This window comes from Adhaeretor mobilis (assembly GCF_007741515.1).
In the GTDB taxonomy this organism is placed as follows: domain Bacteria; phylum Planctomycetota; class Planctomycetia; order Pirellulales; family Lacipirellulaceae; genus Adhaeretor; species Adhaeretor mobilis.
Genome location: NZ_CP036263.1, coordinates 373,075 through 387,704, shown reverse-complemented (window position 1 = coordinate 387,704; position 14,630 = coordinate 373,075). Strand labels below are relative to the sequence as shown.

At 56.6% G+C, this 14,630-nt stretch carries 14 protein-coding genes; 8 read left to right on the top strand and 6 right to left on the bottom strand.

Annotation, left to right across the window (positions count from 1 at the left end; genetic code table 11):
- Positions 1-19: 19 nt before the first annotated feature.
- The 5 genes from HG15A2_RS01485 to HG15A2_RS01465 all read right to left on the bottom strand — a co-directional run bounded on the left by HG15A2_RS01485 (position 20) and on the right by HG15A2_RS01465 (position 4,255).
- Positions 20-1,189, bottom strand: coding sequence for an ABC transporter permease (locus tag HG15A2_RS01485; protein WP_145057138.1), 1,170 nt, complete (start codon positions 1,187-1,189; stop codon positions 20-22).
- A 64-nt stretch (positions 1,190-1,253) separates the two neighbouring features.
- On the bottom strand, positions 1,254-1,787 hold the full coding sequence (locus tag HG15A2_RS01480) for a hypothetical protein (RefSeq protein ID WP_145057136.1): 534 nt from the start codon (positions 1,785-1,787) through the stop codon (positions 1,254-1,256).
- Positions 1,784-2,521, bottom strand: coding sequence for a heavy-metal-associated domain-containing protein (locus HG15A2_RS01475; RefSeq protein ID WP_145057134.1), 738 nt, complete (start codon positions 2,519-2,521; stop codon positions 1,784-1,786). Before HG15A2_RS01475 ends, HG15A2_RS01480 begins: the two co-directional genes overlap by 4 nt.
- A 122-nt stretch (positions 2,522-2,643) precedes the next feature.
- Complete coding sequence (locus tag HG15A2_RS01470; RefSeq protein WP_218932255.1) at positions 2,644-3,072, bottom strand: hypothetical protein; 429 nt, start codon at positions 3,070-3,072, stop codon at positions 2,644-2,646.
- Positions 3,073-3,667: 595 nt separating this feature from the next.
- Complete coding sequence (locus tag HG15A2_RS01465; RefSeq protein ID WP_145057130.1) at positions 3,668-4,255, bottom strand: hypothetical protein; 588 nt, start codon at positions 4,253-4,255, stop codon at positions 3,668-3,670.
- Positions 4,256-4,430: 175 nt separating this feature from the next.
- Here HG15A2_RS01465 and HG15A2_RS23735 point away from each other — a divergent pair, with 175 nt between their 5' ends.
- The 3 genes from HG15A2_RS23735 (at position 4,431) to HG15A2_RS25000 (ending at position 6,544) form a co-directional block, all read left to right on the top strand.
- Complete coding sequence (locus HG15A2_RS23735; protein ID WP_218932254.1) at positions 4,431-4,583, top strand: hypothetical protein; 153 nt, start codon at positions 4,431-4,433, stop codon at positions 4,581-4,583.
- 346 nt (positions 4,584-4,929) lie between these two features.
- Positions 4,930-6,210: a plasmid replication protein RepC gene (repC, locus tag HG15A2_RS01460; RefSeq protein ID WP_145057128.1), complete on the top strand. Its 1,281-nt coding sequence runs from the start codon at positions 4,930-4,932 to the stop codon at positions 6,208-6,210.
- A 40-nt stretch (positions 6,211-6,250) separates the two neighbouring features.
- Positions 6,251-6,544 (top strand): GIY-YIG nuclease family protein, encoded by a 294-nt coding sequence (locus tag HG15A2_RS25000; protein WP_145057126.1) that lies wholly within the window; start codon positions 6,251-6,253, stop codon positions 6,542-6,544.
- Here the strand turns inward: HG15A2_RS25000 and HG15A2_RS01450 are convergent.
- Positions 6,524-7,105, bottom strand: coding sequence for a hypothetical protein (locus tag HG15A2_RS01450; RefSeq protein WP_145057124.1), 582 nt, complete (start codon positions 7,103-7,105; stop codon positions 6,524-6,526). The genes HG15A2_RS25000 and HG15A2_RS01450 overlap by 21 nt on opposite strands.
- A 364-nt stretch (positions 7,106-7,469) precedes the next feature.
- Between HG15A2_RS01450 and HG15A2_RS01445 the strand changes: the two genes are divergently transcribed.
- The 5 genes from HG15A2_RS01445 (at position 7,470) to HG15A2_RS01425 (ending at position 14,627) form a co-directional block, all read left to right on the top strand.
- Positions 7,470-8,369, top strand: coding sequence for an ArdC family protein (locus tag HG15A2_RS01445; protein WP_145057122.1), 900 nt, complete (start codon positions 7,470-7,472; stop codon positions 8,367-8,369).
- Between the two features lie 141 nt (positions 8,370-8,510).
- Positions 8,511-8,765, top strand: a complete 255-nt coding sequence (locus tag HG15A2_RS01440) for an HTH domain-containing protein (protein ID WP_145057120.1) — start codon at positions 8,511-8,513, stop codon at positions 8,763-8,765.
- Between the two features lie 553 nt (positions 8,766-9,318).
- Positions 9,319-10,242 carry an Abi family protein gene (locus HG15A2_RS01435; RefSeq protein ID WP_145057118.1) on the top strand — a complete coding sequence of 308 codons (924 nt, stop codon included), beginning with the start codon at positions 9,319-9,321 and terminating at the stop codon, positions 10,240-10,242.
- Between the two features lie 15 nt (positions 10,243-10,257).
- Positions 10,258-11,538 (top strand): DUF2130 domain-containing protein, encoded by a 1,281-nt coding sequence (locus HG15A2_RS01430; protein WP_145057116.1) that lies wholly within the window; start codon positions 10,258-10,260, stop codon positions 11,536-11,538.
- Positions 11,535-14,627 (top strand): TrlF family AAA-like ATPase, encoded by a 3,093-nt coding sequence (locus tag HG15A2_RS01425; RefSeq protein WP_145057114.1) that lies wholly within the window; start codon positions 11,535-11,537, stop codon positions 14,625-14,627. Before HG15A2_RS01430 ends, HG15A2_RS01425 begins: the two co-directional genes overlap by 4 nt.
- Positions 14,628-14,630: the final 3 nt, after the last annotated feature.

The following is a 14,630-nucleotide window of genomic DNA, read 5'->3' as shown; positions in this document are numbered from 1 at the left end:
TTCTGATTGGAGCGACTGTCTAGATTGACTTGATGGCTTCGACGACTGGAAGTCGCATCGCTTTGAGTGCGGGTGGCAAAGCGCCGACAATCCCCAAGAGCGCGGCAACTCCGCACGCGACAGCGATTCCTACGCTGTCTACCGTGAGCATGAACGCTCCCATCGTGAAGCGAATAGCGGCCCCGTCTACAACAAATATTCCGACGACACACGCCATGATTGCTCCCGCACAAGCTAAGAGCGTCGCCTCCTGGACGAGCGTCAGCAGTATCGCACGACGACGAAAGCCAATTGCTTGCAGCGTCGCCAACTCTCGGACTCGGCCCACTACCGCACCGTACATAGTGTTGAGGCCAGCGAAAATTCCTGAACCAGCGACGAGCGCAACGACGACCCAGCCCAACATCCGCACCGGCTTATAGTGTTTTTGCATCGCTGCGTAGTAAGTACTTTCGGAAACAGCTTTTAGCTCCAAGTCGATCCGCTCGCGGCAAAATAGATCAATATCAGCCACGCCATCAGGCGAGTCCATGCTGACCGCCACCAAGCTAAGGTCTTGCCGTTTGAGTGTCGTTTGCAATTCCGCGAGTGGTGCCCATATTTCTGACTCGAATGCTGAGCCAGCAGCGGTGAACAGTCCACTAATGGTCCAGGTTTGGCCATCGAAGGCAACTTGCTGGCCGACCGCCAGATCGTCTTGACTGGCCCCCAGTTTCGAGTGAGCCAACCGACCAACCATTACTTCACCGCTTTGCGGCCAAGTCCCTTCGGTTAGTTGCACTTTTCCTCGCACTAGCGGAGCGCTGGTCGTGACACCGCGGACTAATCCCATTCCTGGTTCAGTCATGTTGGCCGTCGTGATTCGTGTTCCGAGATAGAGTTCCGGTGAAACGTACTCAACGCCATGCTGACGACGCACTCCATCCACACTTGCCGATAGCAATGCGGGTGTTCGTCCAGGAATCGACGAGTTCTCGATGTCAGCTCCCGAAGACAGCGCGTAGACCAGCACGACGTTCGGATTACCGGTGGCTGCAAGCGACTTTTCGAGACCGCGGATGAATCCGACGACTACCAGTACCAATAGGACCACGATGGTTAGTCCGACCAGCGTTAGCGCACTCCTTGAGGGACGGCGGAACAAGTTCCGTACGCCGTAATCCCAAGGAAGTAATTTCTGACCGAACATAGTTCTTATCTCCATTGGCGTCGTTCTTGACCGCCCATTGTGACAACGATACTTGCAGCAACTTCTATTTGCGGATGAAGACGCCCTTGGCGAGCATCACGAAGTTGCCTGTTTTGTCTTTTTGAGCCGTACCTTTTACGACCACCATGTCGGCCTCTTTCAGCCCGAGTAACTCGCGCGAGTCCACTGGCACAAGTTTGCCTTGCGCATCAACCACCTTGACGAGTGTCGTGCAGTTTTGCCGATCAACGGCACAGCAGTCGCCCAAGCACATCTCGTCATCACCGGAGTCTTCACCTTCGGCGACAACGGACATGGAAGCATCAAGCAATGTGAATGCAGCCCGACCATCAATCCAGGGATTGGCGGAGCCTCCGACCCGACCCATAAGCACTAAGGGCGCACCGTCTACGGCAGACTCGCGAGCGGCGATCACGCCAACCGCGTCATCGGGTTCTTCGGCGAGCTGGTACTGACTCGCATCAATGTCTGCCGCAGTAGTTGTCGTGTTGGTCGCGGAATTTGCAGCGGTACCACAGCCAGTCGAGGTTACAATGGCTAGTGAACAAATTAGTAGTGAGAAATGGATGACTTTCATCTTTGGAGACCTCCCAAGTTAGGTTGTTGCGCTTGTTGATGATTTTTGGGCGTCGCCTTGTTTGCCCATTCGATGGTGAGTTGACCATGACTTCCAAGAACAGCCAGTGGCCGTTCCTTCGCTCTGGAGACGGCGTCAATCACTGCCCAGGGCGAAATCTGAGTATCTCGTGCCGTTTCGACAGTCAGAGTCTCTTTTGCCATGTCCACGCTAACTTTCGTGACCCCTTTGATGGCGTAGATTTGGGCGGCGATCTTCTTCGCGCAACCTTGGCAGTGCAAATTGTCGATAACGACGTAGAGCGGTGAGCTTTGGGGTGGAAGTTGTTGAGCCGTGTTTGCATCCGCTTTGGGGCGAATCAGTGTATACGTCGCGGCGGCGGTAACGAGTTTTGTGGGACCGCCGTCACTTTGTTCCACGTAATGCCAAAGCTGTCCTAGCTTTGCCGCGCTGGGCTGTGGAAGAGTCACCTTGACAGTGTGAGCCTTCAAATCGACGGCTACGTCTCTCACTCCCTTTGCAGCATACAACTGGCCAGAAACCTTGCGGGCACACCCCGCACAACACATTTTGTCAGCGACAATCTCCACTTGCTGAATGGGCGCCGGTGGCTGCGCTGCGACAACTAGGCTGGATAGACAACAAGCAGCAGAAACTGCCACCAATACAACGGATTTTTCACGCATCGTGCGCATACGAATCTCCTTCTCACGGGTAAATGGATGGGATCGCATTCTGCTGCGAGGTAATCGCGCAGCCAGAACCGACTAACAACGTTGAGACTGCTCAATCCCAGTAACGGCTTGGCTAAGCCCAAGGGATGGCAAGTGCAAGCAGAAAGCTTGCAGCAGAGAAATCAAATCAGAAAGCGGCAGAGACTAGCGCAATGCTCAATGGACGAACTGCAGGATTGATCGGCAGCCGCATCGGTGTAGCGTGATTTTGCACTCGATTTGACATCATTGATCGTCGCTAGCGCACTGGGAGCGGGTTGCAGCAGCAACACATCGACTGACAGTGAGGATGCTCTTGGCAATTCCAATGGCTGAGGGCTTTGCTGGCACCAACAGTCGGCAGGACAAGGACGGTCGATCGGCAACACCCCAACGTCCGCTGTAGGCGAGTCGCCAGCGGCCAACTCTTTACTCGACTCGCAGCCGTGAGAATGATCGCAGCCTTTGCTTACCGATCCGTTGTCTTTGCAGGCAAGCTCATGGGTCGGGTGGCAACCACCCAATTCGCAAAGAAGGTGCGAGCCTCGAACGCCGGACAACAGCGCAAGCATTACCCCAAGTAGGGCTACCCCTCGCTTCAAGTTGTTGTAACGGTGAAACACTAACGCGGTCTCTATACAAAATGGCGAGGAAACACAGCCTCTTAGCAATCTATCGGATCGGCAAAGCCCCAAGGTTAGGCAATTTGTGGCTTGAGGGCAATTCGACTGGGTCACAGTCAACTAGCGATCAGAATGCTAGCCAAAATATAGAACTTAATGTCACTGCCACAAATCCTAGCTGGATAGACACTTGCGACGTAGTTAAAGGCCGGAAAACCTGGTACTGAGCAGCAATAATAATGCTTGATGCATCGCTATCCTGGCGCCAGTTGGCGATGCCTACCGATGGAGCCAAAATAACGAATTCAGGGGCCTCTGCTTCTATTAGAAAAGTTTGTTTGCCAAAATCACCAAGGCGGAAAGCGCAACCCGAGCTCGCAAGCGACCTTTCTGAGGTCGATTGACCGCAGCGGTTTTGGTTGGACGTCAGGTTGCCGAAGTTGGACCAACACCAGCAGATTGACTGCTTCCGTAGCTCGCGTCGGTGACGCCCACCTTGGTGGCTGCGCAGTCACTTTGACGACGCGAATCGAACTCCGCTGATTCAGCCGAACAGCTTCTCCCAGAAAGGCTTGCGCAGTTCGGCGTCGAGCTGCTGTTTGTAGTGCTCGATCTGTCGCTTGGCGGAAGCCTTGAGTTTGTCGCGTTCTTGCTTGGCGTCGGCTTCTTGGTTGGCGAGGCGTCGCTCGATGCTGGCGATCGCTTCTTCCCAGCCCCCTCCTCCGGCTTGCTGGTTCTCCAGCAGCAGCGTTGCCCGGTTGTGGCCTTCCTGGGCAAGCTGAAGCGATTCTTGCAGCTGTTCAATCTGTTCGCGGAGTTGCTGGCGTTCTCTTTCTCGTTCAGCGACTTCTTTGTCGAGGCGTTCCCGGAGGTTGGTTGCTTCAGCAACTGATGGGGTCGCAAATGAATGGCTGCTCGTCGTTGCCCCCTCCTCCGCGTTCTTTTCTTCGCTGGCGAAGTCGCACGCGTCTCCGTAAACGCGGAGCAGTTCCGAGGCATCGATTAGCTTTGCCCCGCTCCCGTCGTCCAGGCACGACAGCTTGCCCGCCTTGAGGTGCTTGGCGATCGTGGTGCGGCTCTTGCCGGTGACGCGGCTCGCCGCGGAAATGGAATACTTGGTCTTGGTCATCATTGAACAGTTGCGTGCCCAGAGGTGAACACCTCGTGACATTAGCACCGCGGCTGGCAGTAGCGCAAGCACTTTTTTCATAAACCGCCGGGCACGACTGGTTACGGGTATGCAGGTCTGGGCAGCATAGCCTGCTTACGCTCGAGCAGGGACGGTCACCCGACTGGGCAGGCTGGGCATGACCAACTGGTCAACACTGATCAAGAGTGGGCAGTTGCCCTGCGTAGTGCGAAGGCGAACTGCCAGTCATGCCTTGGGGAAAGCCTCCTCAGGAACTGTTCTATCGCTGGTCAGCACACTCGGCTGCGTACTGCTCACGACTGGTCACTAGGTAGCTGTTCAGTTTTCTGGTGCAACCTGCTCAAGAATCATGTAGGGTCGTTCTGTGGTGTGCCGATTCGTCGCTGCACTACCTCTCACCGAGCGGGCCGTTCTGGCACTGCTCACCAACCCACCAACCAAGGAGGGCGTACCTCAGCTAGATATCCAGCATGAAAAAACCGCCGTGCAATGCGGCGGTCTTAGGCTCAAAGAGCAAGAGGGGATTGATTCAACACCATCACCTTAGCGCTCTTTGCAACACGATGCAATCGAAAAGTGAAGGCACGGCGATTTCGCTTGTCAGTATCGCACCTAGCATGTTGCTACCAGTCCGCTAAGGGGACGCTAGAACGATTATGCAAACACTCGATCTAACCAACTTAACCAACTCGATGGGAGGAGGGCGGATCGCTTCGCCCGCGTACCGCGCAGCGATAGCCAAGGCCGACGACTTTACCGGGCTGGAGGAGGGCGCCGATCGCTACGCGCTGCTCCTCTTGGTGAAGAAGGTCGGCAAGCTGGCCGGCTTCTCGCCGCGGATGATCCACCTGCTGGACTACTACTTGGCCTATACCCGCGATTGTGACTGGGAGGAGGGGAGCCGGCCGATTGTTTACCAGTCACTCTCGCGGACAGCGCTCGATTTGGGCGTCTCGGAGCGGCAGGTGCAGAAGCTAGAGAAGGCGCTATTTGACGCCGGTGCCATCAGTTGGAACGACAGTGGCAATCATCGGCGCTTTGGGCAACGGTGCTCGGAAAGCGGCCGCATCCTATGGGCTTATGGCGTGGAACTGACGCCGCTCGCTTATTTGCGGGAAGAACTGCAAGCCAAACTCGACGAAAAGCGGCTCTATGACGAGGCGTGGATGGCGACCAAGCGGCGGATTTCTTGGCACCGCCGGCAATTGCGAGCGCACTTGGCCGAATGGACCTTGGAGGAGGGGAGCGAGGAGGCGGTTGCTACGTTCGCTTCGCGTTACGACGAGATTGCCGTTCAGTTGCGAACCCATCTCGACCTGGCGGCGATGCGAACGCTGTTAGCCCAACATGAAAGCTTGCTGAATGCTTTGACCGTCGCGATGGGGCTAAAGACCGCTCAAATCAAAGAACGACCTCAGCACGCTTCTATTGCTAAGGAAACGGTAAAAGGTTCATGCCCGAGCGAACAAAAGTTCGTTCACTACAAATCTACCAATCAATCTTCTAAAGATTCTGGTAGTCGTACCGACAAAGGCTTGCAGGAAAGTGTAGCGGAGGGGCCGGTGGTGGATGATCCCGTTTCTAGCTCGGGGCTGGCGCACATGACGCTAGCGATGGCGACCGGAGCGGCGAGCGAGCGGTTGCGGGCACGAATGCCTAGAAAAGCGGAGTGGGGCGACTTGGTTGAGGCGGCCTACCAACTGCGGTATGAACTGGCGATCTCGCAGGCGAGCTGGGCATCCGCTTGTGCCTTGCTCGGCAGAACCGGGGCAGCGGTCTGCTTGCTGGTGACCGATCGGGCGACGCTGCGTGACGACGACCCGGTAAAATCGCCGGCCGCTTACTTCCGCGGCATGGTCAACCGGGCGGAACGGGGGGAGCTGCGGCTGCATCGGTCGGTGTTTGGATTGCTGGAGCGGCGCGGCGAAGCGGCGTGAGGCGGTTGCTTCGGTTGTGGCGTTGTGGCAGTTATGGATCATGCTCCGCTTGCCTCGCTACTGGACCTACCTGCTGCTCTCCGATCGTGGAGAAACCTACGCCGGTTACACGTCGAACCTCCGGCGTCGATTGCGGCAGCACAATTCGCCTGAAAACCGGGGCTGGACTCGGGGTCGACGGTGGCGGCTGGTGGCCGTTGAGTGCTACTCCGACCGCCACTCGGCGCTCCTGGTCGAGAGGCGGCTGAAGCGGAAGCGGCTGAGGGCCATCTGGCTGGCGCGGAGCGAGCAGCGCGTCGAGCGGCTCCGCAGCCTATTCGTCGTCGGCCGTTGACGACTCGCAGATCACGCACTCCATGCACAGGAATATCTCGCCGCGGCCGAGTTCCCCGAGCGGGTCCCAGGGGGGCGTCTGGTCGATCGCCTGGGTGACCACTACCTCCTCGCCGCGGAGCAATTGGCGGCAGGCGTGGCAGCGGTAGCGCAGGGCGGGGCTGGGGGTGAAGCTGAGACCGATCGCGTCGTAGAGCCGCATGCACTCCCCGCAGGCGTCCGCCTGGAAGACCGGCTCGGCGGGGCGGCCGGCGTCCTGCCGGCTGATCGTGAGTGTGTCGTACGTGGCGCCGGGCTGAATCGACGCGTCGCAGCCGCCGCAGTGGAGCCGGCCGGAAGGGGCGTCGAGGCGGTTGTCGAACCGCTCGATCTTGGTCAGCTCGAACAGCAGCGAGCAGCGTGCGCAGAGCCGCTCGCTCCACCGCTCGCCCAGGGAGCGGAAGCCGTCGGCGTCGAGCCGCCACCTCTCGTCCGCCAGCCGATAGTGGGTCTGGTTGTCAGCCACGCCCCGGTCGCATTCGACGCAGCGCGGCGCCGGTTTGGGTTTTCGCTTTGCGCTCATCCTGCGAAGTTAACACGCGTCCCGGTGAAGCCGCAAGAAGTTGGTGGGCGTGGCGGCGTTGATCGACGAGCCTTCTGCTCAAAACAACAACAAAAGGGGGGGCGTGCCTCCCTTCTCGTCTCTGCCATCGATCGACCCCCGGGGCGGGTGTAGGGTCGATGCGATGGCGACGACGGAAGGGGGCTTCGAGGGGACTTCCTACCGGAAAAAGAAAACGGAGCGGCGGGAATCGTCGTCGATTTTTGTTGACAGGGATTGGTGTTGCGTGCCATGGCTGATTCTTCATTAACGACTAAAGAAGGGCAGCCGCATGAACCAGTTCATCACTCCAGGCGACGTCGCCCGCCCGAATAGGTAGGGCGGCATGGCAAAGAAAGCACAACCCAAGCGGGACATCTATCAAGAGGTCACCGACCGCATTCTCCAGTTGCTCGACGAGGGCGTCGCCCCGTGGCGGCAGCCGATCAAGCGATCGGGTAACTCCGACGGGATGCCCAAGAGCCTTTCGACCGGCAAAGCATATCGGGGGATCAATACGTTCTTGTTGGCGATCACCAGTTGGGCGAAGAACTATGAATCAAGTTACTGGGCGACGTTCAACCAGGTCAAGCAGCAGAACGCGAAGGTCCGCAAGGGTGAGAAGTCAACGCTTGTTGTGTTCTGGAAGCGGTACACCAAAGAAGACCGCGAGACGGGCGAAGAGCAGAACATTCCCGTGCTGCGACATTACAATGTGTTCAACGCGATGCAGTGCGAGGATTTGAAGACGCCTGATCTGCTGCCCGATGAAGAACCGGCCGAGCCGTTTGCGCCGATCGCGCAGGCTGAGCGGATCGTTGACGGTTACCCCAAGCCGCCCGCGATTGAGCTGGGCGGCAACGCTGCCTGTTACTTGCCCGCACTCGACATGGTCCAGATCGCTCCCCCCGAGCGGTTCGAGAGCCGGGAATCTTACTACGCCACGTTGTTTCACGAGTTGGCACACTCGACCGGGCACAAGTCGCGCCTGGCTCGCGAGCTTGGCGAAAAGGTCAGCCCGTTCGGCTCGCCCGACTACTCTAAGGAAGAGCTGGTTGCGGAGCTGGGGTCAGCGTTTCTTGCCGCTGCGGCCGGCATCAGCCCGCCGACGATCGAGCAGTCGGCCTCGTATATTGAGGGCTGGCGTCGGAAGTTGAAGGACGACAAGAAACTCGTGATTCAGGCGGCCGGGCAGGGGCAGCGGGCGGCGGATCATATCCGCGGCGTGACGTTTGAGGCCGAGTAGCGAATAGTGGGGGGCAGTGACCGCGAAATCTCCGCTGGCGAATAGTGCGGACACTGTCCGCACTATCGACTGGTCGCTCGCTGCCGATTGATCTTTCTATCGCCGTGTGATAGACATGGATTGCCTAACGGAGGACTCTTCATGCTCTACGAGCGTTCATTACAAATCGAAACCCGGTTGCAGACCGTCCTGCGTCTGATCGAGACGGGCGACTACTCGACGCCCGAGCTGGCCGAGGAACTCGGCGTTTCGATCCCGACCGTTTCGCGCGACGTGACCGCCTTGCGGCAACGGGGGCACGACATCCGCGCCGAGCGGAGTGGGGCGGTTTGGCGCTATGTGCTGGAGCATCCGGCTACCAAACGGACTGTCGCGGCAGGGAGGAAGCCGCGTTGAGTTTGATCACCGATTACCACGCCAAGCTAATTGCTTCGGAGCTGACCCGGCAATGCCCGTCGGACAGCGTCCAGAAGCTGACGGCTGTGCTGTCGGACGCGCAGGTCGATCTCAACCCCTATCAGGTCGGTGCGGCGGCGTTGTTTGCCTTCTCAACCCCGCTCACTTACGGGGCGATCCTGGCCGACGAGGTCGGGTTCGGTAAGACAATCGAAGCCGGGCTGCTGACTCGGATAACCCATCAACAGCCCAGGAAAACGGCGACCCTTGCTAGCACTCCGAACCGTCAAATTGCCCTTAGAACCTGCATTTTCGATCGTTTGGGGTCTAAGACTAGTCGCATTTGCCGAACGATTCTTGTTGAATTGTCGTCATTTTGTCGATATACTACTAATAACACACTCGCCGCACCGCTCCCCCCTTGGGGTGACGTGCATCAAGGGCGAGTTTTTTATTGCGCTCTCGGCAACCACGCCACCTCCGAGTGTTCGTCGGCCCTTCACGGGTCGGCAAGGCGGTCCTCCAGGCCTGATCTTCAGGTGAGGGGCCGACCATGAGCAAATCCAGATCCCCGTCCAATAAGCAGCCCTACGCTAAGCCCTGGCTCTCGACCGCCGACCAGCTCGCCCTGCTAGAACAGCGAGGACTGGCTGTCGATGACCGCGAGGCCGCCGAGGCCTTTCTCTCGCACGTCAACTATTACCGGTTCAGCGGCTACTGCTTGGCATTCGAAGACACTCGCCACCAGTACCCCCAAGGCGTTACTTTCGAGAAGGTCCGCGATGCCTACGAGTTCGACCGCGACCTGCGCGACCTCGTGACCGAGGCCCTAGAAGTCGTCGAAGTCGATCTGCGGGCGGCCATCGCCTACCATCTTGGCCAGCAGCACGGTGCCTTTGGGTATCTGGATGCCAAGAACTTCTTCCACCGCTTCGACCATCCTACTTGGCTCGCCAAGCTCCGCATCGAAGCCGACCGGTCGAGCGAGCTGTTCGTGACGCACTTCCGCTCACGCTACGCTGAGTATCCAGACCTGCCGACGTGGATCGTCACGGAGATTATGTCCTTCGGCGGACTCTCGCACATGCTTCGCGGAATGCACAAACGGGACCAGAAGCCAATCGCGGCACGTTACGGTGTGCAGCCCCAGACGCTCGTCAAGATCGTTCACCACTGTGTCTACGTCCGCAACGTCTGCGCCCATCATTCGCGGCTGTGGGATCGGCAGTGGGCGATCAAGCCGGAATTGCCACGCGGGGCTGACTGGCAACGGCCATTGTTACCAGGAAACGACCGGCTGTTCGCCACTGTGCTGCTGCTCTACCGCTTCATGCAGCGGGCCCCATCGGTTGCGCCGTTCGACACGGATTGGAAAGACCGACTGTTCGCCCGGATTGACGAGGCACCGGCGGTCTACGACCCGCTCAAGATTATGGGGCTCACGCCAAACTGGAAACAACACCCCGTATGGGGATAAGCGAACGGAAAAGGTATGAGCGAACCAACGATCACATGCCCAACTTGCAAGAGTGAAATCAAGCTGACCGAGTCGCTTGCTGCACCCTTGCTTGAATCGACACGTCAACAGTTCCAAGAGCAGCTGGCGGACAAGGATCGGCAAGTAGCGGCCCGCGAAACCTCGCTCAAAAAGCAGCAAGACGAGTTGCAGAAAGCGAAGGCTGGCATTGACGACCAAGTCGCTGAGAAGGTGGCGACCGAGCGAACAGCTATCGCAAATGAAGAGGCTAAGAAGGCGAGACTGCTTCTCGGGGCTGACCTTGAACAGAAGGCCAAAGAACTTGCCGAACTAAACGAGGTACTCAAGCAACGCGACGAGAAGCTCGCGGAGGCGCAGAAGGCGCAAGCGGAAGTGCTGAAAATGCAACGCGAGCTGGCAGACGCCAAGCGTGAGATGGACCTGACGATTGAGAAGCGTATTCAAGAGGGTCTTGCCGTGACGAGGGAGCAGGCCAAGCGCGAAGCCGAGGAAGGGCTTAAGCTCAAGGTTGCCGAAAAGGAAAAGACCATTTCCTCGATGCAGAAGCAGATTGAAGAATTGAAGCAAAAGGCGGAGCAAGGATCGCAGCAGCTTCAAGGAGAAATCCAAGAGCTAGAGGTTGAGTCCTCATTGCGATCGGCCTTCCCCCTCGATCAGATTGAACCGGTGCCCAAGGGAGAGTTCGGCGGCGACACCCTGCACCGGGTGATGAGCGATAACCTTGTTCATTGCGGTACGATCCTCTGGGAATCCAAACGCACCAAGAACTGGAGCGACGGCTGGCTTGCCAAGCTGAGAAACGACAAGCGGGTCGCCGGTGCCGATTGCGCGATCATTGTCTCCCAGGCAATGCCCGGCGAATCTGATACGTTCGAGCACATCGATGGCGTCTGGGTGACCTGTCCCCGACTGATGATCCCGGTAGCCATCAGTCTGCGACAGGCTTTGATCGAGTTGCAGGGGGCCCGCCAAGCAGGCGAAGGCCAACAGACCAAGATGGAGTTGGTTTACCAGTATCTGACTGGGCCGCGCTTCCGGCATCGCGTGGAGGCGATTGTTGAGAAGTTCTCTGATATGCAACAAGACTTGGAGAAGGAGCGGAAAACCATGACGCGGCTTTGGGCAAAGCGTGAGGCACAGATTCGCGGCGTGGTCGAATCGACGGCTGGGATGTATGGGGATTTGCAGGGGATTGCAGGGAAGACTTTGCAGGAGATTGAGGGGTTGGAGTTACCCCGGCTTTCCTCCGATCACACCGAAGGAGGCTCAAAGTGAGCAACTACGGATCGTCTTGGAATCGTTGGGATCTCCACATTCATACGCCTGCGTCGTTCCACTGGAACGGCCAACGCTTCGCTGATTGCACGCCAGAGCAGTCTGATGCGCTCTGCAGCACAATATTAAAAGCGATAGAGGACTCCGAGGTCATCGCGTTCGGTGTAATGGACTACTGGACTTTCGACGGATATCTGAAGCTCCGTGACTACTTGGAGCGGAATCCGGAATCATGTTCAAAGGCAATCTTCCCAGGTGTGGAGTTGAGGATGACGGCCCCAACCGACTTCCGCCTGAATACGCACGTGCTGTTAGACCCCGCGATACCTCGCGAGTCTTTTGCAGACTTTATCTCTCACCTTCGTTTGGCTGGGGAAGCTGATCGCTCGGCAACTCGACCAAACTTCATCGATATTGCTAAGGATTACGATGAAGCAAAACTTCGGACTCATGGCTACTCCTTGGCTGACAAGACCGATGAAGACAAAATGTTGCGGCTCGGACATGAAACAGCATTAGTGACTCGAGAATCCGTTTGTCGTGCTATAGAGATTGTCGGGAAGGATAACTGCTTAGTCGTGCAGCCGTACGACACGAGCGATGGCATGGAAGACCTAGATTGGCAACGTCATCCGTATACGGACTCTTACCTAATGAAGTGGGCTGATTTTTTTGAGACGCGCGATCCGTTGCATGTAGATCTTTTTCTTGGACACGGCCATCCCACCAAGCCAAATGTTGGCACCGAATTCATAGACAATCTTGGCGGATTGGCTAAGCCTGTACTGAGCGGAAGCGACGCGCACCGGGCATCTGACTACGGCAAGTTTCCAAGCAATCGTGCTACGTGGCTAAAGGCTCAGCCAACCTTCAAAGGGCTCAAGCAGGTCTGCCACGAGCCATCGCAAAGGTGCTTCATTGGCGACGAGCCGCCGAAGTTAGCCCATGTCTCGCGCAATCCGACTAAGTACATCGAACGGATAACGATCAACAAGCTCGCAGACTCGACGCTGACCGAACAATGGTTCGATGGCACTGATGTGCCACTAAACTCAGGTTTAATCGCGATCATCGGCAACAAGGGCAGCGGCAAGAGCGCACTGGCCGACATTCTTGCGTTGCTCGGCAACTCTCATTGCAATTCCATGGAGTTCCTGACAGAAGATAGGTTTCTTGGTCCTGGAAATCGCGCAGATCAGTTTCTCTCTTGCGTTCACTGGTTTGATGGAAATTCAATCGAAGTCTTGCTGAGTAATTCAATCGACACAATGAGCCCCGAGCGAATCCGTTACCTCCCGCAGAATTTCATCGAGACGTTGTGCAATGAGATCGCTGCTGGAAATGACACCAACTTTGGTCGGGAGCTTAAGAAGGTGATCTTCTCTCATATCCCAACTGAGCAACAGCTGGGACTTGGCACACTTGATGAGCTCATCGACTACCTTGTCGAAGCTCGGGAAACAGCGATCAACCAGCTCCGCACCGAGCTTCAGGAATTAAACGACACCATTGTTCGGAACGAAGAAGAGTGCGGCCCTGCTCGGATTCAAGAGTATCGGTCCGCTCAAGCACTCAAGCAACGCGAACTCGACGCAATAGAAAAGGAATCTGACTCGCTTGAGGTGGTGGATAAGCCCGCAGAAGCGCCAGATGACGATGAAAGCAAGAAGCGGATGCTAGAATTGGAGGCTGCTCAAGAGTCAAATCTCAACATAACGGCTGAACTAGCCTCAGCGCGAACTGAGAAAGCCACGAACAAGGCTCATGCCGCTGTACTTCGCCGACTGCTGGGACACGTTTTAAATTTCCAGTCTGCCTATGAGTCGTTCGTCACTGATCATAAAGAAGAATTTGCAAATGCTGGAATTGAGCTTACTTCCGTTGTCGAGCTAAAAGTAAGTCGCGAGCCGATTGACCGCGATCTCGCAACAGCTGAAGCTGCCGCGTCGACAGCTGATATTGCCATTCAAGGAATAAAGGCAGAAGGTGACCAACCCGCAATCCTCGGCCTAGAAGGCAAGGAAAATGCTGCAGAAAGACGTGTTGAGAAATTGCAGTCGCAGCTTGCTGCCCCTCAAAAAGCCTACCAGGCGTATCTCAAGAAGGTTAAGGACATTGAAGTGCGAAGAGCTGGCATCAAGGGAGATGCAGACACCCCTGACACCTTTGAGTTCTATGCCGCTCGAATAAGGAGAGCGTCCGATATCATCCCAGGTGAGCTCTTGAAACTGCGAGCCGAGCGGAGAACGTTGGTCCAGAAGATTTATTCGGAACTCTCTGCAATCCAGAAGAGCTACGAGGGACTTTTTGCTCCAGTCCAAAATGTGGCCGAAATCGCTGCATCGAGTACGCAATCGATGGAGATACAATTCAGCGCATCGATACAACCCGTGTCGTTCCAAGGCGACTTTCTCGACTTCATACATAGAGGTAAGAAAGGGACTTTTTATGGAGAAGATGAGAGCCGGGCGGAGGTACAGCGCAGGCTCAAATCATGCAACTTCAATGATGCGGATAATGCGATGGCTTTCGCAGAGGAAATCGTGGATGCGCTAACAAACCATGTCCGTGAAGGCGAAAAGACACCGATGCAGATCAAGGAGCAATTGAGAGAGAAGAAAAAGGTGAAAGATCTTTACGACTATGTATTTGGGTTGAGCTACCTGGAGATCGAATACAATCTCAAGCTTGGAGGCAAGGATATTTCCCAACTTTCCCCCGGAGAAAAAGGCGCCCTTCTCCTGGTCTTCTATCTCCTTCTAGACACCGAGCAGATTCCGATCGTTATCGATCAGCCTGAGCATAACCTCGACAACGAGTCGGTTGTGCGTCTGCTGGTGGAGTGCATTCGAACAGCAAGCCAACGGCGGCAGGTCATTATTGTCACCCACAATCCAAATTTGGCTGTGTATTGCGATGCCGACCAAGTAATCTGTTCTTCTATAGACAAGGCCGACGGCAATCGCATCTCTTATGCGACGGGAGCCATTGAAGACTATGACATTAACGCCTTTGCCGTGAATGTCTTGGAGGGGACGTATCCAGCTTTTGATAATCGTCGCAAGAAATGGCAGAAGCCGATCGCCTAAGTC

Bases quoted from the DNA above. Each gene is read 5' to 3' on its own strand.
- HG15A2_RS01485 (WP_145057138.1), bottom strand. From the start codon at position 1,189: ATGTTCGGTCAGAAATTACTTCCTTGGGATTACGGCGTACGGAACTTG.
- HG15A2_RS01480 (WP_145057136.1), bottom strand. From the start codon at position 1,787: ATGAAAGTCATCCATTTCTCACTACTAATTTGTTCACTAGCCATTGTA.
- HG15A2_RS01475 (WP_145057134.1), bottom strand. From the start codon at position 2,521: ATGCGATCCCATCCATTTACCCGTGAGAAGGAGATTCGTATGCGCACG.
- HG15A2_RS01470 (WP_218932255.1), bottom strand. From the start codon at position 3,072: ATGCTTGCGCTGTTGTCCGGCGTTCGAGGCTCGCACCTTCTTTGCGAA.
- HG15A2_RS01465 (WP_145057130.1), bottom strand. From the start codon at position 4,255: ATGATGACCAAGACCAAGTATTCCATTTCCGCGGCGAGCCGCGTCACC.
- HG15A2_RS23735 (WP_218932254.1), top strand. From the start codon at position 4,431: ATGACCAACTGGTCAACACTGATCAAGAGTGGGCAGTTGCCCTGCGTA.
- repC (WP_145057128.1), top strand. From the start codon at position 4,930: ATGCAAACACTCGATCTAACCAACTTAACCAACTCGATGGGAGGAGGG.
- HG15A2_RS25000 (WP_145057126.1), top strand. From the start codon at position 6,251: ATGCTCCGCTTGCCTCGCTACTGGACCTACCTGCTGCTCTCCGATCGT.
- HG15A2_RS01450 (WP_145057124.1), bottom strand. From the start codon at position 7,105: ATGAGCGCAAAGCGAAAACCCAAACCGGCGCCGCGCTGCGTCGAATGC.
- HG15A2_RS01445 (WP_145057122.1), top strand. From the start codon at position 7,470: ATGGCAAAGAAAGCACAACCCAAGCGGGACATCTATCAAGAGGTCACC.
- HG15A2_RS01440 (WP_145057120.1), top strand. From the start codon at position 8,511: ATGCTCTACGAGCGTTCATTACAAATCGAAACCCGGTTGCAGACCGTC.
- HG15A2_RS01435 (WP_145057118.1), top strand. From the start codon at position 9,319: ATGAGCAAATCCAGATCCCCGTCCAATAAGCAGCCCTACGCTAAGCCC.
- HG15A2_RS01430 (WP_145057116.1), top strand. From the start codon at position 10,258: ATGAGCGAACCAACGATCACATGCCCAACTTGCAAGAGTGAAATCAAG.